Source organism: Gordonia spumicola (assembly GCF_009932475.1).
Taxonomy (GTDB): domain Bacteria; phylum Actinomycetota; class Actinomycetes; order Mycobacteriales; family Mycobacteriaceae; genus Gordonia; species Gordonia spumicola.
Genome location: NZ_BJOV01000005.1, coordinates 160,005 through 182,034 on the forward strand (window position 1 = coordinate 160,005; position 22,030 = coordinate 182,034).

The 22,030-nt window shown below is 69.8% G+C and carries 24 protein-coding genes; 15 read left to right on the forward strand and 9 right to left on the reverse strand.

From position 1 onward, the window contains the following. Positions 1-40 precede the first annotated feature (40 nt). The 3 genes from GYB83_RS12045 (at position 41) to GYB83_RS12055 (ending at position 2,902) form a co-directional block, all read left to right on the forward strand. Positions 41-463, forward strand: a complete 423-nt coding sequence (locus GYB83_RS12045; RefSeq protein ID WP_161897482.1) for a cytidine deaminase — start codon at positions 41-43, stop codon at positions 461-463. Then, positions 463-1,740 carry a thymidine phosphorylase gene (locus GYB83_RS12050; RefSeq protein WP_161895757.1) on the forward strand — a complete coding sequence of 426 codons (1,278 nt, stop codon included), beginning with the start codon at positions 463-465 and terminating at the stop codon, positions 1,738-1,740. The genes GYB83_RS12045 and GYB83_RS12050 overlap by 1 nt, the downstream gene beginning before the upstream one ends. Positions 1,741-1,843: 103 nt before the next feature. Next, positions 1,844-2,902 (forward strand): adenosine deaminase, encoded by a 1,059-nt coding sequence (locus GYB83_RS12055; RefSeq protein ID WP_161895758.1) that lies wholly within the window; start codon positions 1,844-1,846, stop codon positions 2,900-2,902. Between the two features lie 47 nt (positions 2,903-2,949). Here the strand turns inward: GYB83_RS12055 and GYB83_RS12060 are convergent, their stop codons facing one another. Both GYB83_RS12060 and GYB83_RS12065 read right to left on the reverse strand, forming a co-directional pair. Next, positions 2,950-4,209 (reverse strand): SatS C-terminal domain-containing protein, encoded by a 1,260-nt coding sequence (locus GYB83_RS12060; protein WP_161895759.1) that lies wholly within the window; start codon positions 4,207-4,209, stop codon positions 2,950-2,952. 97 nt (positions 4,210-4,306) lie between these two features. Next, positions 4,307-4,594: a hypothetical protein gene (locus GYB83_RS12065; protein ID WP_161895760.1), complete on the reverse strand. Its 288-nt coding sequence runs from the start codon at positions 4,592-4,594 to the stop codon at positions 4,307-4,309. Positions 4,595-4,719: 125 nt separating this feature from the next. On the opposite strand from GYB83_RS12065, the gene GYB83_RS12070 reads away from it, so the two are divergent. The 7 genes from GYB83_RS12070 (at position 4,720) to GYB83_RS12100 (ending at position 10,350) form a co-directional block, all read left to right on the forward strand. Then, positions 4,720-5,271 carry a sigma-70 family RNA polymerase sigma factor gene (locus GYB83_RS12070; protein ID WP_228461438.1) on the forward strand — a complete coding sequence of 184 codons (552 nt, stop codon included), beginning with the start codon at positions 4,720-4,722 and terminating at the stop codon, positions 5,269-5,271. Continuing rightward, positions 5,271-5,960 carry an anti-sigma factor gene (locus GYB83_RS12075; protein ID WP_161895761.1) on the forward strand — a complete coding sequence of 230 codons (690 nt, stop codon included), beginning with the start codon at positions 5,271-5,273 and terminating at the stop codon, positions 5,958-5,960. Before GYB83_RS12070 ends, GYB83_RS12075 begins: the two co-directional genes overlap by 1 nt. A gap of 79 nt (positions 5,961-6,039) precedes the next feature. Next, the gene (locus tag GYB83_RS12080; RefSeq protein WP_161895762.1) at positions 6,040-7,743 is read left to right on the forward strand and encodes a cytochrome c biogenesis protein DipZ; all 1,704 of its coding nucleotides are present in this window, start codon (positions 6,040-6,042) and stop codon (positions 7,741-7,743) included. A 55-nt stretch (positions 7,744-7,798) separates the two neighbouring features. Beyond that, positions 7,799-8,098: a type VII secretion target gene (locus GYB83_RS12085; RefSeq protein WP_161895763.1), complete on the forward strand. Its 300-nt coding sequence runs from the start codon at positions 7,799-7,801 to the stop codon at positions 8,096-8,098. Continuing rightward, positions 8,095-9,024, forward strand: coding sequence for a C40 family peptidase (locus GYB83_RS12090; RefSeq protein WP_161895764.1), 930 nt, complete (start codon positions 8,095-8,097; stop codon positions 9,022-9,024). Before GYB83_RS12085 ends, GYB83_RS12090 begins: the two co-directional genes overlap by 4 nt. Positions 9,025-9,074: 50 nt before the next feature. Continuing rightward, entirely contained in the window at positions 9,075-9,698 is a 624-nt protein-coding gene (upp, locus tag GYB83_RS12095) for a uracil phosphoribosyltransferase (protein WP_161897484.1), read from the forward strand. A 28-nt stretch (positions 9,699-9,726) separates the two neighbouring features. Beyond that, positions 9,727-10,350, forward strand: coding sequence for a YoaK family protein (locus GYB83_RS12100; RefSeq protein ID WP_186349839.1), 624 nt, complete (start codon positions 9,727-9,729; stop codon positions 10,348-10,350). Positions 10,351-10,358: 8 nt separating this feature from the next. On the opposite strand, the gene GYB83_RS12105 is transcribed toward GYB83_RS12100, so the two are convergent. Genes GYB83_RS12105 through GYB83_RS12115 form a run of 3 tightly spaced genes read right to left on the reverse strand, consistent with a single transcriptional unit; the run spans position 10,359 to position 13,311 of the window. Further along, positions 10,359-10,985 (reverse strand): flagellar basal body-associated FliL family protein, encoded by a 627-nt coding sequence (locus GYB83_RS12105; RefSeq protein WP_161895766.1) that lies wholly within the window; start codon positions 10,983-10,985, stop codon positions 10,359-10,361. Next, positions 10,982-12,505: a phospho-sugar mutase gene (locus GYB83_RS12110; RefSeq protein WP_161895767.1), complete on the reverse strand. Its 1,524-nt coding sequence runs from the start codon at positions 12,503-12,505 to the stop codon at positions 10,982-10,984. The genes GYB83_RS12105 and GYB83_RS12110 overlap by 4 nt, the downstream gene beginning before the upstream one ends. Continuing rightward, on the reverse strand, positions 12,505-13,311 hold the full coding sequence (locus tag GYB83_RS12115; RefSeq protein WP_161895768.1) for a purine-nucleoside phosphorylase: 807 nt from the start codon (positions 13,309-13,311) through the stop codon (positions 12,505-12,507). Before GYB83_RS12115 ends, GYB83_RS12110 begins: the two co-directional genes overlap by 1 nt. Positions 13,312-13,340: 29 nt before the next feature. Between GYB83_RS12115 and GYB83_RS12120 the strand changes: the two genes are divergently transcribed. Together GYB83_RS12120 and GYB83_RS12125 are read left to right on the forward strand one after the other, a co-directional pair. Continuing rightward, positions 13,341-14,036, forward strand: coding sequence for an enoyl-CoA hydratase/isomerase family protein (locus GYB83_RS12120; RefSeq protein ID WP_161895769.1), 696 nt, complete (start codon positions 13,341-13,343; stop codon positions 14,034-14,036). Next, positions 14,036-15,199, forward strand: coding sequence for an amidohydrolase (locus tag GYB83_RS12125; protein ID WP_161895770.1), 1,164 nt, complete (start codon positions 14,036-14,038; stop codon positions 15,197-15,199). Before GYB83_RS12120 ends, GYB83_RS12125 begins: the two co-directional genes overlap by 1 nt. Before the next feature lie 11 nt (positions 15,200-15,210). Here the strand turns inward: GYB83_RS12125 and GYB83_RS12130 are convergent, their stop codons facing one another. Next, on the reverse strand, positions 15,211-15,699 hold the full coding sequence (locus GYB83_RS12130; RefSeq protein ID WP_161895771.1) for a gamma-glutamylcyclotransferase family protein: 489 nt from the start codon (positions 15,697-15,699) through the stop codon (positions 15,211-15,213). Between the two features lie 94 nt (positions 15,700-15,793). Between GYB83_RS12130 and GYB83_RS12135 the strand changes: the two genes are divergently transcribed. Continuing rightward, the gene (locus tag GYB83_RS12135; protein WP_161895772.1) at positions 15,794-17,197 is read left to right on the forward strand and encodes an NAD(P)H-quinone dehydrogenase; all 1,404 of its coding nucleotides are present in this window, start codon (positions 15,794-15,796) and stop codon (positions 17,195-17,197) included. Between the two features lie 127 nt (positions 17,198-17,324). Here the strand turns inward: GYB83_RS12135 and GYB83_RS12140 are convergent, their stop codons facing one another. Beyond that, a complete protein-coding gene (locus tag GYB83_RS12140) occupies positions 17,325-18,836 on the reverse strand; it encodes an HNH endonuclease signature motif containing protein (RefSeq protein ID WP_161895773.1) in 1,512 nt (503 codons plus the stop codon). 280 nt (positions 18,837-19,116) lie between these two features. Between GYB83_RS12140 and GYB83_RS12145 the strand changes: the two genes are divergently transcribed. After that, a complete protein-coding gene (locus GYB83_RS12145; RefSeq protein WP_161895774.1) occupies positions 19,117-20,511 on the forward strand; it encodes an MFS transporter in 1,395 nt (464 codons plus the stop codon). Continuing rightward, positions 20,508-21,158 (forward strand): ArsR/SmtB family transcription factor, encoded by a 651-nt coding sequence (locus tag GYB83_RS12150; protein ID WP_161895775.1) that lies wholly within the window; start codon positions 20,508-20,510, stop codon positions 21,156-21,158. The genes GYB83_RS12145 and GYB83_RS12150 overlap by 4 nt, the downstream gene beginning before the upstream one ends. 1 nt (position 21,159) lies before the next feature. Here the strand turns inward: GYB83_RS12150 and GYB83_RS12155 are convergent, their stop codons facing one another. After that, positions 21,160-21,645: an SRPBCC family protein gene (locus tag GYB83_RS12155; RefSeq protein WP_161895776.1), complete on the reverse strand. Its 486-nt coding sequence runs from the start codon at positions 21,643-21,645 to the stop codon at positions 21,160-21,162. A 26-nt stretch (positions 21,646-21,671) separates the two neighbouring features. Continuing rightward, entirely contained in the window at positions 21,672-22,001 is a 330-nt protein-coding gene (locus tag GYB83_RS12160) for an ArsR/SmtB family transcription factor (protein ID WP_161895777.1), read from the reverse strand. Positions 22,002-22,030 lie beyond the last annotated feature (29 nt).

Below are 22,030 nucleotides of genomic sequence, written 5' to 3' on the forward strand. Positions count from 1 at the left end.
TATGCCTTACCTGTTATTACTCTGAGTTCAGGAAGTGACAATTGTGACTCGGATCGACTTCGACACTCTCCGAAGCGCCGCCGCGGCGGCGATGACCAGGGCATATGCACCCTACTCCGGGTTTCCGGTCGGCGCGGCCGCTATCACTGTCGACGGGCAGATCATCACCTCTGCCAATGTGGAGAATGTCTCATACGGGCTCGGAGTCTGCGCCGAAGTGGCATTGGTCTCAGTGGGCGTTTCCACGGGTGTTCTCGGTGCGGCCGGAACCGGGCTCGCCGCGGTCGCCGTCGTCGACGCGAACGGCTCGCCGTTGACCCCGTGCGGACGGTGCAGGCAGGTGCTCCTGGAGTTCGGCCCGTCCTCGATGCTGGTTGACTCCGAGGCGGGACCGCGCACGCTCGGCGACCTGTTGCCCGACGCGTTCGGGCCCTCGCACCTCGACGCGGTGCGGGACCGCTGATGGACCCGATCGCGGTGATCGCGACCAAACGCGACGGGGGAGAGCTCTCGACGACGCAGATCCGCGAGATCGTCGCCGCCTACACGGCGGGCGACGTCGCACCCGAACAGATGTCGTCGCTGCTGATGGCGATCGTGCTCAACGGGATGGGGCGGCGCGAGATCGCCGACTGGACCGCGGCGATGATCGACACCGGGGTCCGGTTGGATCTCGACGGTCTGACGACCGTCGACAAGCACTCCACCGGCGGCGTCGGCGACAAGATCACGCTGCCGCTCACCCCGCTCGTCGCGTCATACGGGCTCGCCGTTCCGCAACTGTCGGGTCGCGGACTGGGCCACACCGGTGGCACCCTCGACAAACTCGAGTCGATCCCCGGGTGGCGAGCCGATCTGACCATCGACGAGATGACGGCCCAGCTCCGCGACGTCGGCGCGGTGATCTGCGCGGCGACGTCCGACCTCGCCCCGGCCGACCGCAAGCTCTACGCGCTGCGCGACGTGACAGGCACCGTCCCCGCCGTCCCGCTGCTCGCCAGCAGCATCATGAGCAAGAAGATCGCCGAGGGCACGGCGGCGCTGGTGCTCGACGTCAAAGTGGGGTCGGGCGCCTTCCTGCCCGCCGTGGACGACGCCCGCGTCCTCGCCGCGACGATGGTCGAACTCGGCACGGACGCAGGCGTCGACACGCGCGCGCTGCTCACCGACATGTCGACGCCGCTCGGTCGCAGCGCGGGGAACGCGGTCGAGGTGGCCGAAGCCGTCGAGGTCCTCTCCGGCGGCGGGCCGTCGGACGTCGTCGAACTGACTCTCGCCTTGGCCCGCGAGATGCTCGACGCGGGCGGTCTCGGCGACGTGGACCCCGTCGAGAACGTGCGCAACGGCCGGGCGATGGACGTGTGGCGGACGATGATCGCGGCTCAGGGCGGTGACCCGGACGCCGCGCTCCCGACTCCGCGGCACGTCCATGAGGTGCGTGCGGAGAGAGACGGCGTGCTCGTATCGTTGGACGCGCTCGCCGTCGGTCACGCCGCGTGGCGCCTCGGTGCGGGTCGCTCACGTCCGGGGGAGTCGGTGTCGTCCGCCGCGGGTGTTCGGTGGCACGCGGGCCTCGGTGAGCGAGTACGGGCGGGACAGACGTTGTTCACGCTGCACGCCGACGACGCGTCCAGGTTCGACGCCGCACTCGACTCCCTCGCGGAGGCCGCGGTGATCGGGGACGTCGAGCCCACTCGCCGCCCGCTTGTCCTGGACCGCATCCTGGCTGCGGGGCTCTGACGCTAGGGGGCGAATCGGTGTCACGAGGCGACACCAATCCGCCCCTCAACCGCTGACTACGCTCCGGCGAGCGCCGACAGGGCAACGCGGATACGGTCGAGGCATGATCACCGAGGAACAGTGCCGCCGGGTCCCGAAAGTTCTCCTGCACGATCACCTCGACGGGGGACTCCGGCCCTCGACGGTGCTCGATCTGGCCCGAGAGACCGGCTACGACGCCCTGCCCGCCGACGACGCCGACACCCTCGCGACCTGGTTCGCGACGGCGGCGAACAGCGGATCGCTCGAGACGTACCTGGAGACGTTCGCGCACACCGTCGGCGTCATGCAGACGACGTCGGCGCTGCGTCGAGTGGCGCGCGAGTGCGTCGAAGACCTCGCGGCGGATGGCGTCGTGTACGCCGAGGTCCGGTTCGCCCCCGAACTGCACACCGAGCGCGGTCTGACCCTCGACGAGGTGATGGACGCCGTGCTCGCGGGCTTCGCGGAAGGCTCGCGAGACCGACCGATCGTCGTCCGCTGCCTCGTCACCGCGATGCGACACGCTGCCAGGTCACGGGAGATCGCCGACCTCGTCGTCACGTACCGGGACCGCGGCGTCGTCGGCTTCGACATCGCGGGCGCCGAAGCGGGCTTCCCGCCGAGCCGTCACCTCGCCGCGTTCGACTACCTGCGCGGTGAGTGCGCGCATTTCACCATTCACGCCGGCGAGGCGTTCGGACTGCCGTCGATCCATGAGGCGATCGCCTTCTGCGGGGCCGAAAGGCTCGGTCACGGGGTGCGAGTGATGGACGACGTGACGCTCACCGAGGCGGGAGCCGACCTCGGTCTCGTCGCGGCCTACGTCCGCGACAAGCGGATCCCGCTGGAACTGTGCCCGAGCAGCAACGTGCAGACCGGGGCCGTCTCGTCGCTCGCCGAGCATCCGTTCGACATCCTCGCCAGGCTCCGCTTCCGCGTGACCGTCAACACCGACAACCGGCTGATGAGCGACACCACGATGAGCCGCGAGTTCATGCTGCTGCACAGGCAGTTCGGGTACGGCTGGGCCGACTTCCAGCGCTTCACGGTCAACGCGATGAAGTCGGCGTTCCTGCCGTTCGACGAGCGCATCGCGCTCATCGACGACGTGATCAAGCCCGGCTACGCGGGCCTGATCTAGCCCCTCGACTGCGCTCGGGGAGCCGGGTCGGCCGCGGGAGCCCGGGTTTAGCCGCGCTTGGTGAGGCGGTCCTGGAAGTCGTTCACCAGGGCACGCCAGACCTCGGCCTCGTTGTCGAACGGGCCGGACGGCGCGAGACGCTTCGGGTCGGGGTTGATCGCGTAGTCGACGAACCAGCCGAGCGGCGTCGTCGACGCCAGTTCTTCGCCGACGGTGTCGATCCCCGCGTAGTCGGCGGCGTCGGTCAGCAGTTCGACGGCGAGGTCGAGCTGGCGCGAGTCGATCCGTCGCGGCCCGTCGAGGATGTCCTCGTCGATGCCCTCGAGGGAGTACACGTTCTCCGGCAGCACCTGGTATTCGATCTCCGCGGTCTCGGCGGCGCTGCGGACGTCGGCGAACGTCGACAGCTTCGCGAGGTCGTGATCTTTGTTGTCCGCGAGGAAACGCGTCAGTGCCCGCTCAGACCCGAAGCCGAAGATCTTGCCCTTCGCGCCGAGGAACAGCGGGTCGTCGCCGAGGTAGCAGCGCAGCGTCAGGTACTCACCGTCGTCGGTGAAGATCCGGATCGGATCGATGCCGACGTTGGCCCAGAAGTCGTCCTCGTCGACGAGGTCGTCCTCCTCATCGTCGTCTTCGTCGGCGTCGTCCTCGGCCGCCTCGTCGTCGATGGCGTCGTCGTCCTCGGGCTCGTCCTCGTCCTCGGCGGACGCGGCGGCAGCCAACTCCTCTTCGGCCTCCTCGACGGCGTCGGCGTCGACCTTCGGCCGCGACACGACGGCGTCCAGGGCGTCGATGACGTCGTCCCAACCCTTGGCGATGATGCGACCGATGCGAACCCACAGGTCGACGCCTTCGCGTCCGGCGAAGTTGTCGGTGCCGACGGTCACCGCGCCCAGGATGGGGTTGCCGGTGAAGAACTTCGTGATCGGCGACAGTTCACACACCTCGCCGATGATGCGGACGATCTCGAGCGCGTCCTCGAGTTCGGCGACGACCTCGGCGCGCGGATCCTCGGCGGCCAGCTCCGGCACGCCGATGAGGTCGTACGAGTGACGGTCGTCGGGGACCAGTTCGTCGGCCTGGAGCTGCTTGATCGTCTCCCAGGCGGGATGGTCCGCGAGGTCGTTGTCGTCGTCACCGCGCACGAAGGCGGCGAGCTCGGCGACGGTGTCGAGCGCGTAGAGGTCCTCGTCCAGACCGAGGAACGCCTCCCACTCGTCGTCGCCCTCGCGCCAGCGCGGGGCCCACAGGGTGAACAGGTTGCCTTCGGTGAGTCCGAGTTCGATGGGGACGATGTCTCCGGCCATGATCACAGAGCGTAGTCATGTTCTGTCGATCCCGCTGCACGCACCCTGGTCAGTGGCCCGAAACGGACTCTCCCACGGGTGACGACGACGTGGCCGATCAGTGGTCCATCGTCATGCCAGGCTCCATTGTGGGGCTTGTGACCTGCGGAGTCATCGCAGGTGCGGTCATCTCGGGCGACATCGTCGGAGCCGACGACATGGGCGGCGCCATCGTGGAGGACGACGGCGCCGTCATCGTGGACGACATCGGCGGTGCCATCTCGCTCGTCGGGTTCTCGTCGGACGAGGAGTCGTTCCCGCAGGCGGTGAGCAGGGCGAGGGCGACGGCTCCGGCGAGAACTGCTCCGGCGACGGTGCGGCGAGAGATCGAGCTGGTGGTCGACATGTCGGGCCTTTCGGTGTGTGGACGCGCCGATCGCGCCCCTCATCCACGGATTCGCCGCAGTCGCGGCGAAGGATTGGTTCCGATTCACGACCAATCCCCGGGCGGATCCGCGACGAATCGAGAGTGTGAGAACTGTGGAAGTTCAGGCCGATGAACTGCTCGAGGCGGTGGCGACAGGCGACCGCGACGCGTACGCGACCCTCTTCGACGCGCTCGCGCCGCGCAATCTCGCGTTGGCGCGGAGAGTGGTCGCCAGCGCGTCGTTGGCCGAAGAGGTGGTGCAGGACGCGTGGCTGCAGGTGTGGCGCGATGCGGCGTCGTTCGACAGAAGCCGCGGATCGGCGACAGCGTGGGTCACGACTCTCGTCCATCGGCGCGCCGTGGACACCGTGCGGCACGACGCTGCCGCGAACCGCAGAGACGTCGCGTACGAAGCCGCACGCCCGTCCGGACACGACACGGTCAGCGAGACCGCGGTCGACCGCGACGAGACGCGCCGCGTCCGTCGCTGTCTCGACGGACTCACCGGACGGCAGCGCGAAGCGATCGACCTCGCCTATTTCGGTGGTCGGACGTACGCCGAGGTCGCGACAGTCCTCGCCGTGAACCCGGCGACTGTCAAGACTCGTATCCGCGACGGCCTGCAACGACTCCGGACCTGCATGGGAGGCCTGTGATGACCACCGACGAACATCCGCTCGACGCGTTGAGCGCCCTGGCCGTCGACGCCGTCGACGACGTGGAACGCCGACGGCTGCTCCGTCACCTCGACGACTGCCGGAGCTGCCGCGCCGAGCTCGACGGACTGCGCGAAGCAGCGTCGATGCTGTCGACGGACGTCGAGCCGGTGCCCGAGCGCCTACGGGCGGCGGTGCTGGCCGCGACACACGCGTCGACGTCCACGCGGGATCGGCGCGCCGCACGGCTGATGGTCGCCGCGGCGGTCGGTCTCGTTGTCGTCGCAGGAGGAGTGGGGGCCGCGGTGTGGTCGTCGAATCGTGGCGCGGACTCGCCCGCGATCGTGCACGACGACACGATCGCCCAGGTCGTCGCGGCCCCCGACATGGAGAAGTCGACCGGGCAGGTCGGAGGCGGCACCGTCGCCGCGATGTACGCGCCGTCGATGCGCGCGACCGTCGTGACCGTCGCCGATCTGCCCGCGACCGAGCCCGCGATGGGCTATCAGGTGTGGATCACGGTGGGCGGCCGACGCAAGAGCGCGGGCGTCGTCCCCAGTGGCGCCGGAGACACGTCGGTGGTGATGGCCGACATGGACCGGCCCGGCGACATCGGGCTGTCGGTGGAACCGATGGCGGGATCTCGTCAGCCGTCGTCGCCGATGGTCGTGACGATCCCGATGCGATGACGACCGATCCCTGCGGGGCGCGGTGACGAATCACTGATGACGAGCGTCCGACTGCGGCGCGGTCAGTGAGGAGAGTGCCGTGTTGACGGTGATTCTGGTCGGGTTGGCGGGGGGACTGGTGACGGGAGTGTCGCCGTGTGTGCTGCCGATGCTGCCGATCGTATTCGTGACGGGCGGATCCGGGCCCACGATGTCAGACGATGCCGCCGAACCCCCGAATCGATGGCGGACGCCCGCGATCATCGCCGGGATCGTCACCAGTTTCAGCGTCATCTCGCTGCTCGGGACGCTGATCCTCAGCGCACTCGGGCTGCCGGATTCGGTGCTGCGGTGGACGGGCATCGTCCTGCTGCTCCTGATCGGCGTCGGGTTGATCGTGCCGCAGGTGTCGCACCTGTTGGAGCGGCCGTTCGCGCGGATGCCCGCGTTCACCTCGGCGGGCCGCGGTGGACGATTCGCGCCGTATCTGCTGGGCATCGGGCTCGGCACGCTGTACGTGCCGTGTGCCGGCCCCGTCCTGGCCGCGATCTCCGTGGCGGGCGCCACCGGTCAGATCGGCTGGCGCACAGTGGTGTTGACGGTGTCGTTCGCGATCGGCGCGGCGCTTCCGCTCGCGGTGTTCGCCGCTGCCGGGGCCTCGCTGTCGAGGAGGCTCGCGGCGTACCGCAGCCGTCAGCGGACATTCCGAATCGTCGGCGGAATGGTGCTCATCGGCTTGGCCGCGGCGCTGGTGGTGGACGCGCCCGCACGCCTGCAGGCGGCCCTCCCGAGTTACACGGCGGCGGCCGATCGCGCGCTCTCCGACTCCGATGCGGTGAACGATGCGCTCGGCCGCTCGAACTCCGGCGACGCGGCGTGCCGCGGGGAGGCCGACGGTCTCGCCGACTGCGGCGCGGCTCCCGGATTCGACGGCGGCGGACGATGGTTCAACACCGCGGACGGACGGCCGCTGTCCGCCGCAGACCTGCGCGGGAAGGTCGTTCTCGTCGATTTCTGGACCTACTCGTGCATCAACTGTCTGCGCGACGGCCCGCACGTCAGGCAGTGGTACGACGCGTATCGGAGCGCCGGATTGGTCGTGGTCGGCGTGCACACCCCGGAGTTCGCGTTCGAGAAGGACTCCGGCAATGTGGCGTCGGCCATCGAGTCCGAGCACATCGACTACCCGGTCGTCCAGGACAACGACTTCGCGATCTGGCAGGCCTACGGAAACCGCTACTGGCCGGCCAAGTACGTGATCGACGCGACGGGTCGGATCCGTGCCGCGAACTTCGGGGAGGGGCGCTACCGCGAGGTCGAGAACGGCATCAGGGACCTGCTGCGTGCGGCGTCGCCCGGGGTGGTGCTGCCCGCACCCGTCGACACGACCGACACCACCGGATCGAGCGGTGCGGTGTCGCCGGAGATGCACCTGTCGTCGACCCGCTCGAGCGGGGTCTATGCGGGATCGCCGGAGCTCATCGACGGGTCGCACGACTTCGTGTTCGCCGCGCGGCAGCCCGACGACACCTACGGACTGTCGGGTCGTTTCGACGTCTCGGACGAATCGGTCACGGCCCGGGCCGATGCCCGGATCCGGCTGGCCGCCACCGCGGACGATGTGAACGCAGTGCTCGGCGGTACCGGCCGGGTCGTGGTGCACCAGAGTGGGCGAGGAGATCGAGTGATCGACGTCGGCGGTGTCCCGCGCCTCTATCGCCTGACGGACGGCGGTCAGCGAAGCCGACTCCTCACCTTCGACGTCTCGCCAGGGGTCTCCTGGTTCACGTTCACATTCGGTTGACGCGACACGCCGCGCGCGGTGGAACCGGATTCCGGTTCCGTGCGTCTGACTGAGTATGAAGGCAGTCACAGTTGATCAGACATCAGTACGCACGGCGGCCGACGCGCAGGACCGTGCGGCCGACCGGGTCGGTGAGCAGGCGAGCGCCGAAGGCCTGGACACGAGCTCGCTCACGCCGGTGTTCGGGTTGATCGGCGCGGGATTCCTCGCCGCCCTCGCCGACGTCCGGCAGCAGCGTTCGACGACGCTCGCCGCGGCGGAGCAGGCACACCGGACGGCGTCGACGACGACGAAGGCGGCGTGCTGCGCGTACACGTGCTGCGATGCGACGTCGGCGGCGGGGATGACGGCATGAGCGCCGACGTCTTGATCGCCCCGCTCAAGGTGCTCATCGCAACCCTCGGCACCGGCGACCTGCCCGCGGGGGCCACCGCCGGACTCACCGGCGCGTCGACCAGGCTCGGCTCCGCGGCCGACGAATCGATGACGACGGTCGCCGCGTCCACGGCCGGATGGCGGGGGAAGGGCGGGGACGCCGCGGTCGCCGCGGCGACGTCGCTGGCCGACGCGGACACGGCGCTCGGGTCGTCGGGGACGGAGGTCGCGCAGGTCATCGCCACGGCGGCCTCGCACGTCAAGACGGCGAACACCGAGTTGAACAGGTTGGTGGAGTCGTTCGTGTCGGCGGTCGCCGCGGCCGGATCCGTCACGACGCCTGCCGGACTCGCCGTCCTGATCCCCGTCGCACTCGACCACATCGGTCGGGGAGTGGCAGTCGTGGCCCGGGCGCAGTCGGAGTTGGAGAGCGACACCGCCGCGCTCGAACGCCATCGGGCGTCGTCGGACACGACCGGCAGGACCACCACGACGGGCACGGCAGGCGGAACCGGAACGCAGGTGATCCTGCCCGACGGCACCGTGGTGCAGGCGCCGAACGAACGCGCGGCGACAGCGGTGCGTGCGGCGCTCAGCGTCCGCGGCACGCCGTACGTATGGGGCGGCACCACCACGGACGGCTTCGACTGCAGCGGATTCACCCAATGGGCGTACCGGCAGGCCGGCCTGGAACTGCCGCGGCTGGCACAGGATCAGGACCTCGCGGGCGATGCCGTCGCGCAGTCCGACCTCATGCCGGGCGATCTCGCGGTCTGGTCCGGCCACGTCGCGATGTACATCGGCAACGACCAGTTCGTCGAGACCGGCGGCGACCCGGTCGGCATCACACCGCTGCGGACGACCAACGCCGATCAGACGTTCGAAGGCTTCTACCGGCCGAGATGAGCGTCGACATGTCTTAAGATCTGCCCATGACTTCGGCCTCAGACGACGGCGTGCAGGTGCGCGTCGTCGACCATCCGCTGACCCGTGCGTGGCTGTCGATCCTCCGGGATCAGGCCACCGACAACACCGCGTTCCGCAGTGCACTCGCTCGCCTGTCGCAGATGCTCGTCTACGAGGCGTTCGCGGACGTTCCCGTCGACGACGTGGACGTGCAGACGCCGGTCGCGGTGGCCCCCGGCGTGAAGGTGACGACTCCGCCGCTGTTCGTCCCGGTGCTCCGCGCGGGGCTCGGCATGCTCGAGTCGGCGCTGTCCGTGCTGCCGGACTCCCGGATCGGGTTCGTCGGAGTGGGACGCGATGAGGAGACGGCGCGACCCGTCGAATACCTCGCATCGCTGCCCGCGGACCTGACGGGTCAGCCCGTGTACGTCCTCGATCCGATGCTCGCGACCGGCGGTTCGCTCATCCACACGCTCGACCTGCTCGCCGAACGCGGAGCGACCGACTTGACGGCCGTCTGCGTCGTCGGTGCGCCGGAAGGAGTGGCCGCCCTGCGCGCGTCGACACACCGACTGCGGCTCGTGATCGGCGCGGTCGACGAGCACCTGAATGAGGACGCGTTCATCGTGCCGGGCCTCGGCGACGCGGGCGACCGCCAGTTCGGGCCCCGCTGATCCGGTGCAGTCCGCCCGCCGCCGTGAGGTGGTTCTCGCGCTCGTGCTCGCCGCGGTGGCCGGCGCGCTCGACGCGGTCGGGTTCCTGCATTTGGGCGGGTACTTCATCTCGTTCATGAGCGGCAACACGACCCGAATGTCCGCCGAGGTGGTCGGCCTGCAATGGTCGGACGCCGGTCGGGCGTTCGGGCTCATCGGCCTGTTCTTCGCAGGCGCGGTCGTCGGTGCGGTCGTCTCGCGGATGGGTGACGGCCGCGTCACCGTCCTCGCGACGGCGACCGGCATCGTCGCGCTGTCGGCGACCGCGGCGCTGGTGGCGTCGGATGCGGCGGTCCCGCCGGTCCTGGGCGTCGCCGTGGCCATGGGCGTCATGAACGCGACGTTCCTGCGGGACGGTGAGGTGTCGATAGGTCTCACGTACATGACCGGGACGCTCGTGAAGGCCGCGCAGCAATTGGGCGCCGCCTTGCTCGGTGGCCCGAGATGGCAGTGGGTCCGATACCTCGGGATGTGGGCCGCACTGGCCGCGGGCTCGCTGCTCGGGGCGTGGGCGTACGTGGCCTGGTCGGTCGCCGCGCTGTGGCCCGTGTGCGCGGTGATGGCCGCCGCCACGGCGGCGGCATGGCGCGTCCGCCGGTCCGCGCAGCGTTGACTCCGCGGTCAGTCCACCCAGGCGCTGATCATCGACTCCTGCTGCGGTCCGCGGTCGGGAAGGTAGATCGTCAACTGCGACGGCGACACCACGTACTGGGTGCTGCCGTTGACCGCGGTGAACGTGTCGCCCGCGCGGCTCGGGTAGTCGATCGTGATGCCGCCCGCCCCGGACCAGCCCTTGTAGTACAGGCGCGACGTGTCGGACCCGACCTGGCACACCACGATGTGCGAGCGCGAGGTGTAGCCGACGAACACCGCGTCGTCGTCGGCGTTGCAGCGGGCCCCGGAGATGCCGATGAACCCCTGCCGGTCGGCGCCCGACACCGTCGGTGTGGATGCGGGCCGCGACGGCTGCGTGGAGGACGGGGACACCACCGACGTGACGGTGACCGGAGGCTGCGGGGTGCCGGAGTCGGGCGGCACCGGCTGTTGGATGGACGATTCGGGAGGCGTCGCCTGGTCCTTCGACGAATGGCCGCCCGCGAAGTAGAACGCGGCGATGACGCCGCCGATGAGCACCAGCAGGCCCGCGATGACGGCGAGCATCACCGCGGGCGACGTCCACTGCGAGCGCGGCGGACCCGGCGTGCCCGGCGGCATCGTCGGATAGCTGGGTTGGTTCGGGTACGTCATCGGTTCGGCTCCTCTGCCCGTGCCGCGTCGAGCACGTCGTCGATCGCCCGCTGCAGCTGGGTCTCCATGCGCGCCCGGACGCTTTCCACGGTATCGGGCCCCGCCGGGCGGGTCATCTGGCCGTAGAACTTCATCTTCGGCTCGGTTCCGCTCGGACGGGCGATCACCCGCAGCGTTCGGCCGTCCCCATCGGTTCCGGACAGTTCGATCGCATCGGTCCGGAGTCGGTCGCCGCGAGTCAGGTAGTCGTTCACCGTGATGGCGAAGCCCGCGATCGTCGTCGGCGGACGGTGTCGCAGGGCGCGGGTGAGGGCGTCGCCGTCGGCGGGACTGTCGAAGCGGACCGATCGCCCCGCCGTCATGTGAACGCCGTACCGGGCCATCAGCGCGTCGAGCGCGGCGCCGAGCCCGCCGCGTCCGCGCCACGACTGCGCGATCCGGGCGGCCGCGATCGCGGCGCTCACCCCGTCCTTGTCGCGGACCGCGGCCGGGTCGACGCAGTGCCCGAGCGCCTCCTCGTAGGCGTAGACGAGCGGTTCGCCCGCCCGGACCAGCCACTTGAACCCGGTGAGCGTGCGGCGGGCGTCGAACCCGCGGGCGCGGGCGATCGAGTCCATCAGCGTCCCCGACACGATGGAACTGGCGACCACGGCGTCGGGCGCGGCGGCGTCGAGGATCGCGTCGCCGAGCAGCGCACCGGTCTCGTCGCCGGTCAGCATGCGCCACGCGTCGCCGACCCGGACGCCGACGGCGCAGCGGTCGGCGTCGGGATCCAGGGCGATCGCCAGGTCGGCGTCGACGCGTCGCGCGTGGTCGAGCAGCAGGTCGGTGGCCCCGGGCTCCTCCGGGTTCGGGAACGCCACCGTCGGGAAGTCGGGGTCGGGTGCGAACTGCTCGGCGACGGGATGCACGTCCGGGAATCCGGCGCGCGCGAGCGCGTCGACGGCGAGCCGACCGCCGACGCCGTGCATCGCGGTGAGCGCGATCCGCACCGAGGGCGCCGCGACCGGCGGGAATCGATCGGCCAGACGTGCCAGGTAGTCCGCTCGGACGCCGCGTGCGCGTTCGTCGGGCGCACACGGCGTGCGGCGCACCGTCGACGGGTCGACCGCGGCGATGGCCGCCTCGATCTCCCGGTCGGCAGGCTCGACGAGCTGCGCGCCGCCGTCCAGATACACCTTGTAGCCGTTGTCGGCGGCCGGGTTGTGCGACGCGGTGATCATGACGCCCGCAGCGGCGTCGAGAGCGCGGCACGCGAACGCGACCAGGGGAGTCGGTCCCGGATCGGGCAGCGCGACGACGTCGAACCCGGCGGCGGCGAACACGTCACGGGTGGCGGCCGCGAAGCGGTCCGACCCGTGGCGGGCGTCTCGTCCGACGACGACGGTCCGTCCGGCGTGGCCGCGCGCGGTGAGCCAGGCGGCGAGGCCAGCCGTCGCGCGGGTGACGTTCTCGACGTTCATCCCGTCGGGCCCGTCCCGGACGGGCCCGCGGAGTCCGGCGGTGCCGAACGACAGCATCAGGCGATCTCGGAGATCACGTCGCGGAGCAGGCCGCCCATGCGGGTCGCCGACTCCCGGCCGACGGCCAGCACCTCGGCGTGGTCGAGGGCGTCACCGGTGATACCGGCCGCCAGATTCGTCACCAGCGACAGGCCGAGGACGTCGAGGCCTGCGGCCCTGGCGGCGATCGTCTCGTGAACGGTCGACATCCCGACCAGGTCGGCGCCCAAAGTCGCGAGCATCCGGATCTCGGCAGGCGTCTCGTACTGGGGGCCGGGGAGTCCCGCGTACACGCCGTCGGCGAGGTCGGGGTCCACGCGTCGCGCGGCGTCGCGCAATGACGGTCGGTACGCGTCGACCATGTTCACGAACTGCGCGCCACACAGCGGTGAGCGGCCGGTGAGGTTGATCTGGTCGGCGATGAGGACGGGCTGCCCGACGCGCAGACCGGGCGCGATGCCGCCCGCGGCGTTGGTGAGGACGACGGTGTGCGCTCCCGCCGCCGCGGCGGTCCGGATCGGGTGGACCACGTGGGCCAGGTCGTGACCCTCGTAGGCGTGGACGCGGCCGAGGAACACGAGGACTCGAGCGTCGCCGACCCGGACCGACCGCACGGTGCCCGCATGGCCCTGCGCCGACGGCGCCGCGAACCCGGGGAGCACGGTGGTCGCGACCTCGGCGGCGGCCGTCCCGATCGCGGCGGCGGCCGGAGCCCAACCCGAGCCGAGGACGACGGCCACATCGTGTCGGGGCGAGCCGGTCTCGGCTGCGATGGCGGCCGCCGCGGCGATCGCGGCGGCATCGGGGTCGAGGGTCGGATCCATGATCCAACCCTAAGATATGGTTTTCAGCTATGCCGTACTTGAACGTGACCGACGACGCAGCCGAGCTCTACCTGGGCGCCGAGGGCGTCGAACTGGACGAGGCGAACCCCGAGAATCGGTTCGGCGTCGACTGGATGTCCGCAGTGACCGCGCTCATCGACGAGGCGATCGCCGCGAGCAAGCCGCTGATCATCTCGGCTACCGGCAAGTTCTTCACGAACGGCCTCGACACCGACTACGTCTTCGCCAATGCGGGCGAGCTGCCCGCGTACCTGGACACCGTGCACGCGCTGTACGCGAAGGTGCTGACCGTGCCCGCGCCCGTGATCGTGGCGATCAACGGCCACGCGTTCGGTGCGGGCGCGATGCTCGCGCTGTGCGCCGATCACCGGATCATGCGCAACGACCGCGGCTTCTGGTCGCTGCCCGAGGCTGCGCTCAACATGCCGTTCACGCGTGGCATGGCGTCGCTGGTGCGCACTCGCGTTCCGGACGCCTCCGCGACCGAGGCGATGCTGACGAGCCGCCGATACGGCGGCGACGACGCGGTAGCCGCGGGCATCGTCGACGAGGCCGTCGCCGCCGACGCCCTGCTCGAACGCGCCCGCGAGGTCGCTCGCACCCGTTCGGCGCTGGTCGGCGACAACCAGGGCGTCATCAAGCGCGGCCTGCGTCTTCCGCTGCTCGAGGATCTCGCGACCCCGACCCCGGGGACTCTCCTGTAATGCTTCCCGTCATCGAGCAGTGGCTCGCCGCCAACGCCGATCGGGTGATCGCCTGGCGCCGCGAGATCCATGCGTCGCCGGAGTTGTCGATGGCCGAGACGAAGACGACCGCGACCGTGGTCCGCATCCTCTCGGACGCCGGACTGCACCCGACGGTGCTTCCCAAGGGCACGGGCGTGGTCTGTGATCTCGGGCCGTCCGACGCCCCGCGGATCGGGCTGCGCGCCGACCTGGACGGGCTGCCCGTCCCCGAGCAGACCGGGCTGCCGTTCGCGTCGCGCAACGAGGGCGTCTCCCATTCGTGCGGTCACGACGCGCACGCCGCGATCCTGCTCGGCGTCGGACTGCTGCTCGATGAGATCGACAAGGCGGGCGACCTGAAGGTCGGCGTGCGGCTGCTGTTCCAGGCGGCGGAGGAGGTGATGCCGGGCGGCGCGCTGGACGCGATCGACGCGGGTGTCACCGACGGCCTCAGCCGGATCTTCGCCCTGCACTGCGACCCGCACCTGCAGGTCGGAACCGTCGGCCTGCGGACCGGACCGCTCACGTCGGCGGCCGATCGCGTCGAGGTCCACCTGCACGGGCCGGGCGGTCACAGTTCCCGCCCGCACCTGACGAGCGACCTGGTCTACGCGATGGGCGCCATCATCACCGGTCTGCCCGGCATCCTGTCACGGCGCGTCGACCCGCGGTCGGGCACCGTCATGGCGTGGGGTTCGGTGCATTCGGGGAACGCGCCGAACGCGATCCCGCAGGAGGGCCGCATGCGCGGCACCGTCCGCACCGGCGATCACGAGACGTGGCAGTTGTTGGAGCCGCTGGTGCGGAGCGTGATCGGCGAGATCGCCGCGCCGCTCGGAGTGGCATGCGACATCACCTACTTCCGCGGGGTGCCGCCCGTCGTCAACGACGCGGACAGCGTGCAGATCCTGCGGCACGCGGTGGACGCCATCGGACCGGACGCCGACGTCGACACCCCGCAGTCGCCCGGCGGCGAGGACTTCGCGTGGTACCTGGAGAAGGTTCCCGGCGCGATGGCCCGCCTCGGCGTGTGGAGCGGCTCCGGACCGATGTGCGATCTGCATCAGCCGAACTTCGACATCGACGAGCGAGCCCTCTCCGTCGGTATCGCGACCCTCGCCGGAGCCGTCCTCGGGTCCTGAACGTCCGCCCGTCAGTCGTCGTCGAGCGGCGCCGCGGGGCCGGGACCCACGTTGCGGGCCTCGTGGAGGCGGAGCCGTTGGACGTAGTCGGCCGGCGCGCCCGCGACTTCGGCCGCGTCGGCCATCACCCCGAGGTAGCGGGCCGAGGGCAGACCGCCTTCGTATCCGTCGATGACGTACAACCAGGCCAGCACGGCGCCGTCCGCGGTGTCCACGCGTGCGCGGATCTTGCGGTGGACCCCGAGTTCGGTGCCCTCCCACTGGTCGAGGTTGCGTTCGTCCTCGTCGGGGACGTCGTAGAGGACGACGAAGACGCGGGCGTCGACGTCGTCGCGGTCCTCAGTGACGGTCGCCAGCGAGCCCTCCCAGCCGATGTCGTCGCCTGCGAATGTGAGCCGCCAACCGCACAGCCACCCGGTGGAGTGCATGGGGGAGTGCGGCGCGCGCTGCAACATCTGCGCAGGATCCATGTTCGAGGCGTACGCGGCGTAGATGGGCACGCGGTCAGCCTATTCGGTTCCGCGATGCGGCGGAACCGTGACCCGGCTAAGTTTGAGTGGTCAATCCGTCTCACATGTCCAGGAGTGTGCAACTGTGTCCAGAATCGTCATCATCGGATCGGGTCCGGCGGGGTACGAGGCGGCCCTCGCGGGCGCGGCGTACGGCGCCGACATCACGATGATCGATTCGGACGGCCCCGGCGGCGCGTGCGTCCTGTGGGACTGCGTCCCGTCGAAGACGTTCATCGCGTCCACCGGCATCCGCACGGACGTCCGACGCGCGCGCGACCTCGGCGTCCACGTGCAGGTCGACGCGTCCCAGATCGACCTTCCCCGCATTCACCAGCGTGTGAAGGACCTCGCGTTCGCCCAGTCCGCCGACATTCGCGCCCGCCTCACGAGCGAGGGCGTGAAGATCGTGTCCGGCCGGGCGCGGCTCGCCGCCACGCGGTCCGGCGTCGGAGCACACACCGTCGTCGCCACCCTGCCGGACGGTGCGGAGCAGGAGTTCGAGGCCGACGTCGTCCTGATCGCGACCGGAGCGTCGCCGCGTGTGCTCGCCTCCGCGGTCCCGGACGGGGTCCGGATCCTGAACTGGCGTCAGCTGTACGACCTCACCGAGCTGCCCGAGCATCTGATCATCGTCGGATCGGGCGTGACCGGCGCGGAGTTCGCCCACGCCTACACCGAACTCGGCGTCAAGGTGACGCTCGTGTCCAGCCGCGATCGTGTCCTGCCGCACGAGGACGAGGACGCGGCACTGGTGCTTGAAGACGCGTTCTCCGAGCGCGGCGTCACCCTCATCAAGCATGCGCGCGCCGACGAGGTGACCTCCGATGAGACGACGGCGACCGTCCACCTCGCCGACGGCACGAAGGTCGTCGGCTCGCACGTCCTGATGACGGTCGGATCGGTCCCCAACACCGAGGGCCTCGGCCTCGACGACGCGGGAGTGGCCGTCGACCGGGGTGGGTACATCACGGTGGACCGCGTGTCGCGGACCTCGGTCCCCGGCGTCTACGCCGCGGGCGACTGCACCGGCCTGCTTCCGCTCGCGTCCGTCGCGGCCATGCAGGGGCGAATCGCGATGTACCACTCGCTCGGCGAAGGCGTCAGCCCGCTGCGGCTGAAGACGGTGGCCTCGGCGATCTTCACCCGCCCCGAGATCGCCAACGTCGGCGTCTCGCAGAAGGCGATCGACGCGGGCGAGTACCCGGCGCGCACCGTGATGCTCCCGCTCAAGACCAACCCGCGCGCCAAGATGAGCGGCCTGCGCCGCGGTTTCATCAAGATCTTCTGCCGACCGGCGACCGGCGTCGTCATCGGCGGAGTCGTCGTCGCGCCGAACGCGTCGGAACTGATCCTGCCGATCGCGCTCGCCGTCGAGAACAAGCTGCAGGTGTCCGAGGTCGCGAACACGTTCTCCGTCTATCCGTCGCTGTCGGGATCGGTCGCCGAGGCCGCTCGTCAACTCGTCCGGCACGACGACCTGGACTGACGATGCGTGCCCGACGCTCCCGCCCTGCTCGTCGAGTGGAGTGTCGTTCTGTCCGAACCGAAGGGTTGAGACGCCGGACAGTACGACGGGCGGAGTGAGCGCACGACGGTGTCCCCGCCTGACCTTGTCAGGCGGGGTACCGCACCACGTCCGTCCCCGGCGGGACGGGCGGACCCGGTGGCGGGGCCGGAATCCGGCAGGACAGCCACTTTTCGACGGCCGATCCGGACTCGGTGACCCGATCGCCGTACGTGGGGAGGATCTTCTCCGGCTGCAACGCGTGGTTGACCTTCCACGGCTCGTTCGAGCCGGTGGGCCGCCATCCGACCCGGCCTGTGAAGGGCCCGGTCTGCAGGATGGTGGTCTCCCATCCACCGGGTGTGGTCGAGACCGACCTGTTGTGGCCGCCGCACGCCCCGCCGAGGTGGTCCACATCGGTCGGACCGCCGTCTTGCCAGTCCGGCATGTGATGGGCCTGGGTCCGCGACCACGGGACAGTGCATCCGGGCGCGGTGCAGCCGCGGTCACGACCGAACAGTGCGAGCCGTTGGGCCCTGGAGGCGAGGCGCTTGCCGCGGCCGAGATAGAGAATCTGTGCTGAGGCGTTGGCGAACACTTCCAACCACGGCGTCGCATCGCCGGCGATCTCGACGAGATCCTTGACCGGTAGACGCGTGCCGGTGGCGGTGGTCGCGACACCGGTACGAGCTTCGAGGTCGTCCAGCGATGCGGTCACCACGAGTTGTGACGACAGTGAGGTGCCTTCGCCGAGGCCGCCGTTGGCGATGAGGAACGTCCACATCGCCTCCAGCGCATCGTGATTGCGCTGCGACTGCGAACGAGTGTCCCGTTCGGCGGCCGCAGAGAGGGCGTCGGGGTCGACATTGGCCGATGATCCGGACGGGGACTGCTCGTCGTCGGGATTGTTCATCCCCGGTGCCGCCCACAATACGAGCAGTGCCTCAAGCTTGGCGCGGGCCGCCGGGGTCAGCTTCGCGCTGATCGCCGACATGAGTCGCCGATCCTGCGGGGCGAGGGTGACTCCGCGGGTGCGGGCTCGGTCGGTGTCGTCGGTCAACTCCCCGTCGGGATCGAGGTGAGCGAGAATCCGCTTGCCAGCGGTCCGGGTCTGTTCGGGAGTCAGCGTCCGCGCCACCCCGGCCAACTCTGCTTCGGCGCGGGCCTTCACCTCGGCGGGAACCGCCGCCGGGATCGCGTCCATAACGTCGACGATCTCCGCAACATGGTCGAGGGACAGGTCACCGTCGGAGACGGCGTCCGCGGTGGCCGGGAGTGTCGGGTCGAGTGGTTCGCCGGAGAAGGCGACCAGCGAGCTCAGGCTCAATGCGGCGTCGGTGCGCTGTTTGCGGGCCCGCGCCGACAGCCGGAGTTGACCTTCGAGGTACTTGCCGGGCATCTGTGACCCGGCAAGACGGTACGCACCGCGCTGGGAGATCTCGGCGAACAGCCGGGCATCCACACCGACACCGCGACGGTTGGACCGCTCATTGACGTCGGAGGCGGCGAGCAGTTCCCGGTCGGACAGCCCGGCCAGGGACGCCGCGGCGAGTTTCTGCGTGACCTGATCGCGCAGTTGAGCGAGTTCGAGAGGATTGTCGGGGAGCTCGATGTCCGACATGTTGTCCACCTCCTTCGCCGACTGTCTGGTTCTATCGTTGCTACCATTCTAGTTCACTATGTTTCATATCACAATGACCTAGACTATGTGTTCGATAATGTTGGGCTCCCGGTGGTCGCTCGCGTGCCTCGCCTGAAGAAGGCTGAGGCACGCCTCGGGTCTGATGTCCAGATGGTGATTCACGGTGACGACGTAGGTCCCTGCCGAATCCTCGGTCGCCCCGACCGGTACTTCGACGGCCGATTAGACCCCATCGACCTATTCCAATATTCTTTAGAATATGAGTTCTTGGGGTGAGCTGCTGGGCCGCGAGCATCGCGCATCGGTGATCGTGATGGCCGGCGGCGTGGCGCTGTACGCGACCAACGTCTATCTGACGACGAGTCTGCTGCCGAACGCGGTGTCGGACATCGGCGGCGAGGAGCTCTACTCGTGGACGATGACGGTGTTCCTCGTCGCATCGGTGATCTCGTCGATGCTCGTCAGTCGCTCGTTGGCGAGATTCGGGGCACGGGCGTCGTACTCGGCGGGATTCCTCGGATTCGCCGCGGGAACCGTCGTGGCCGCGGCGTCGCCCACGATGGTCGTGATGCTCGTGGGACGAGGACTGCAGGGCCTGGCGGCCGGACTGCTCGCCGGTCTCGGCTTCGCCGTGGTCAGAACGGTACTGCCCGCGCACCTGTGGCAGCGGGCGATCGCGCTGATGTCGGCGATGTGGGGTGTCGGCAACGTGATCGGTCCCGTCGTCGGCGGATTCTTCGCCCAGCTCGGCCTGTGGCGCGGCGCGTTCGTACTGTTGGCGGCCATCTCGCTCGCTCTCGTCGCGCTGACCTTTCGCGCATTGCCGTCGCGTGGCGGTGAGGACTCCGCCGCAGATCCGGTCCCGTGGATCTCGTTGGCGCTTCTGACGTCGACGGCCGCCGCGGTCAGCGTCGCGTCGATCGTCGACGGCGTCGCGATGGTCGTCCTGCTCGGCGTCGCCGCACTGACGGCCGCGGCGTTCATCGTCTACGAGCGGTCCGCTCCCGACAGCGTGCTGCCCGCGATGACGTACAGCGGGCGGTCGCCGCTGAGGTGGATCTACCTGTCGATCATCGTGCTGGCGGTGGTCTCGACGGTCGAGACGTTCATCCCGCTGTTCGGCCAGCGGATCGGCGGCCTGTCGCCGCTCGCCGCGGGCTTCCTCGGGGCCGCGATCTCCTGGGGATGGACCATCGCGTCGATCTGGTCGAGCGGTGTCGACACCGACAGGATGCGCCGCGTGGTGCGGGTCGCGGGGCCGATCGTCCTCGGCGGCGGCCTCGGCGTCTACGCCCTCCTGCAACTCGCCGACCCGTCCGGCCCGGTGATCGCGGGCTGGTACATCGCGCTCCTCGTCGCGGGTTGCGGCATCGGCATGGCGATGGCGCACTGGTTCACCGCGGGCATGCGCGTCAGCACCGACGACGCCGAGGCGACCCAGGCGTCGGCCGGACTCAACACGAGTCAGCTGATCGCCAACGCGTTCGGTTCGGCGCTCGCCGGGGTGCTCGTGTCCCTCGGCGGAGACGACATCGTGTCGTCGGCGCGCATCCTCGGATTCGGGTTCGCGGCGATCGCGCTGCTGGCGGTCGTCGTCGCCTTCCGCGAGTTCGCGGCCGCCCGCGCGTGGCGTTCGGAGAAGGTCGACGCATGACCGACGACGACGTCTATCGGCAGCTGGCCCGCATCGGGAAGGCGCTGTCGAACCCGCTCCGCCTCCGCCTGCTCGACCGGCTCGAACTGGGGGAGCACACGGTCGACGAACTCGCCGAGGCGACCGGGACACCGGTCAAGAACACGTCCGCGCAACTGCAGCAGCTTCGAGCGGCCCAGCTCGTGCACGCCCGCCGAGACGGGACACGTGTGCACTATCGCGTCGCCGGACCCGCGACGTCCCAGTTCCTCGGCGCTTTCGCCGACTACGCGAAGACGTCGCTGGCCGATCTGCGCGATCACCTCGCGTCGATGCACGAGCATCCTGCCGCACTCGAGCTCGTCGACGTCGACGAACTCGACGACCTGATGGAGTCCGGCGACATCGTGCTGATCGACGTCCGGTCCGCGGACGACTACGCGCGTGGGCACGTGCCGGGAGCCGTGTCGATCCCCGTCGCGGACCTCGATGAGCGCATCGGCGAGCTGCCGGCCGACGGTGACGTGATCGCCTACTGTTCGGGGCCGTACTGCGTGGCGTCGGCCGACGCCGTGACCGTCCTGATCGCGGCGGGCCGCACCGCGCGTCGAGTGGACGGGGGGATCACCTCGTGGGTGAGGTCCGGCCGCCCACTCGACACACCCTGAGTCAGGCCGCGAGGAATGCGTCGATCTGGTTGATCGACAGCGACGCGCCCTCGACGACGCCCATCTCCAGGACCTTGTCCAGGTCGGCCGCCGACGCGTAGGTCGACGTGTACACCGCGCGTGTGCCGGTGTCGATCGCCGTGAACTCGAACAGGTTCGTCGACACGGGCATGCCGTCGACGGGATTCAGATCGGCGTCGGCGAAGCCGTCGTCGAAGGCGAGCGACGACGTCGGGTCGATCGCGGTGAACTTCCACCAGCCGCCGAACTTCTCGCCCTCGGGGGACGTCATGAAGTAGCGGGCCTGGCCGCCGGGAGCGAACTCGAAGTCGACGAACGTCGCCGGGTAGGTCGGCGGGCCCCAGATCTGCTCGAGCTGACGCGGGTCGGCGTAGATCTGCCAGACGCGGTCGACCGGAGCTGCGAACTCGGCGGTGATCGTCAGCGTGAGGTTGTCGAGGTCGGGGGTGGCTGAGATGACGGGCATGATGGCTCCTCTGGAGAACGGGGTGGTCAGGGGTCGGTTGCGAGAAGATCGTCGATCCGGGAGATCCGGCCGCGCCAGATCTGTTCGATGTCGGCGAGCATGGACGCCACCGACCGCACAGCTTTCACATCGCCCGACGCCAATTGCTGGCGACCGTCGCGCCGCTTGGTCAGCAGCCCGGCCTTCTCGAGCACGGCGACGTGTTTCTGCACCGCGGCGAAGCTCATGTCGTACTTCTCCGCCAGGGCGCTGACCGAGTGCTCGCCGGCGAGGACTCGGCGGAGGATGTCCCGTCGTGTCCGGTCGGAGAGGGCGTGGAACAGTGCGTCGGCCCTGTCCTCGTCGTCCTCGGTCATGACTCAAATGTACAACCATTTGGTTGTAT

Bases quoted from the DNA above. Each gene is read 5' to 3' on its own strand.
- GYB83_RS12050 (WP_161895757.1), top strand. From the start codon at position 463: ATGGACCCGATCGCGGTGATCGCGACCAAACGCGACGGGGGAGAGCTC.
- GYB83_RS12055 (WP_161895758.1), top strand. From the start codon at position 1,844: ATGATCACCGAGGAACAGTGCCGCCGGGTCCCGAAAGTTCTCCTGCAC.
- GYB83_RS12060 (WP_161895759.1), bottom strand. From the start codon at position 4,209: ATGGCCGGAGACATCGTCCCCATCGAACTCGGACTCACCGAAGGCAAC.
- GYB83_RS12065 (WP_161895760.1), bottom strand. From the start codon at position 4,594: ATGTCGACCACCAGCTCGATCTCTCGCCGCACCGTCGCCGGAGCAGTT.
- GYB83_RS12075 (WP_161895761.1), top strand. From the start codon at position 5,271: ATGACCACCGACGAACATCCGCTCGACGCGTTGAGCGCCCTGGCCGTC.
- GYB83_RS12085 (WP_161895763.1), top strand. From the start codon at position 7,799: ATGAAGGCAGTCACAGTTGATCAGACATCAGTACGCACGGCGGCCGAC.
- GYB83_RS12090 (WP_161895764.1), top strand. From the start codon at position 8,095: ATGAGCGCCGACGTCTTGATCGCCCCGCTCAAGGTGCTCATCGCAACC.
- GYB83_RS12105 (WP_161895766.1), bottom strand. From the start codon at position 10,985: ATGACGTACCCGAACCAACCCAGCTATCCGACGATGCCGCCGGGCACG.
- GYB83_RS12110 (WP_161895767.1), bottom strand. From the start codon at position 12,505: ATGCTGTCGTTCGGCACCGCCGGACTCCGCGGGCCCGTCCGGGACGGG.
- GYB83_RS12115 (WP_161895768.1), bottom strand. From the start codon at position 13,311: ATGGATCCGACCCTCGACCCCGATGCCGCCGCGATCGCCGCGGCGGCC.
- GYB83_RS12120 (WP_161895769.1), top strand. From the start codon at position 13,341: ATGCCGTACTTGAACGTGACCGACGACGCAGCCGAGCTCTACCTGGGC.
- GYB83_RS12125 (WP_161895770.1), top strand. From the start codon at position 14,036: ATGCTTCCCGTCATCGAGCAGTGGCTCGCCGCCAACGCCGATCGGGTG.
- GYB83_RS12140 (WP_161895773.1), bottom strand. From the start codon at position 18,836: ATGTCGGACATCGAGCTCCCCGACAATCCTCTCGAACTCGCTCAACTG.
- GYB83_RS12145 (WP_161895774.1), top strand. From the start codon at position 19,117: ATGAGTTCTTGGGGTGAGCTGCTGGGCCGCGAGCATCGCGCATCGGTG.
- GYB83_RS12150 (WP_161895775.1), top strand. From the start codon at position 20,508: ATGACCGACGACGACGTCTATCGGCAGCTGGCCCGCATCGGGAAGGCG.
- GYB83_RS12155 (WP_161895776.1), bottom strand. From the start codon at position 21,645: ATGCCCGTCATCTCAGCCACCCCCGACCTCGACAACCTCACGCTGACG.
- GYB83_RS12160 (WP_161895777.1), bottom strand. From the start codon at position 22,001: ATGACCGAGGACGACGAGGACAGGGCCGACGCACTGTTCCACGCCCTC.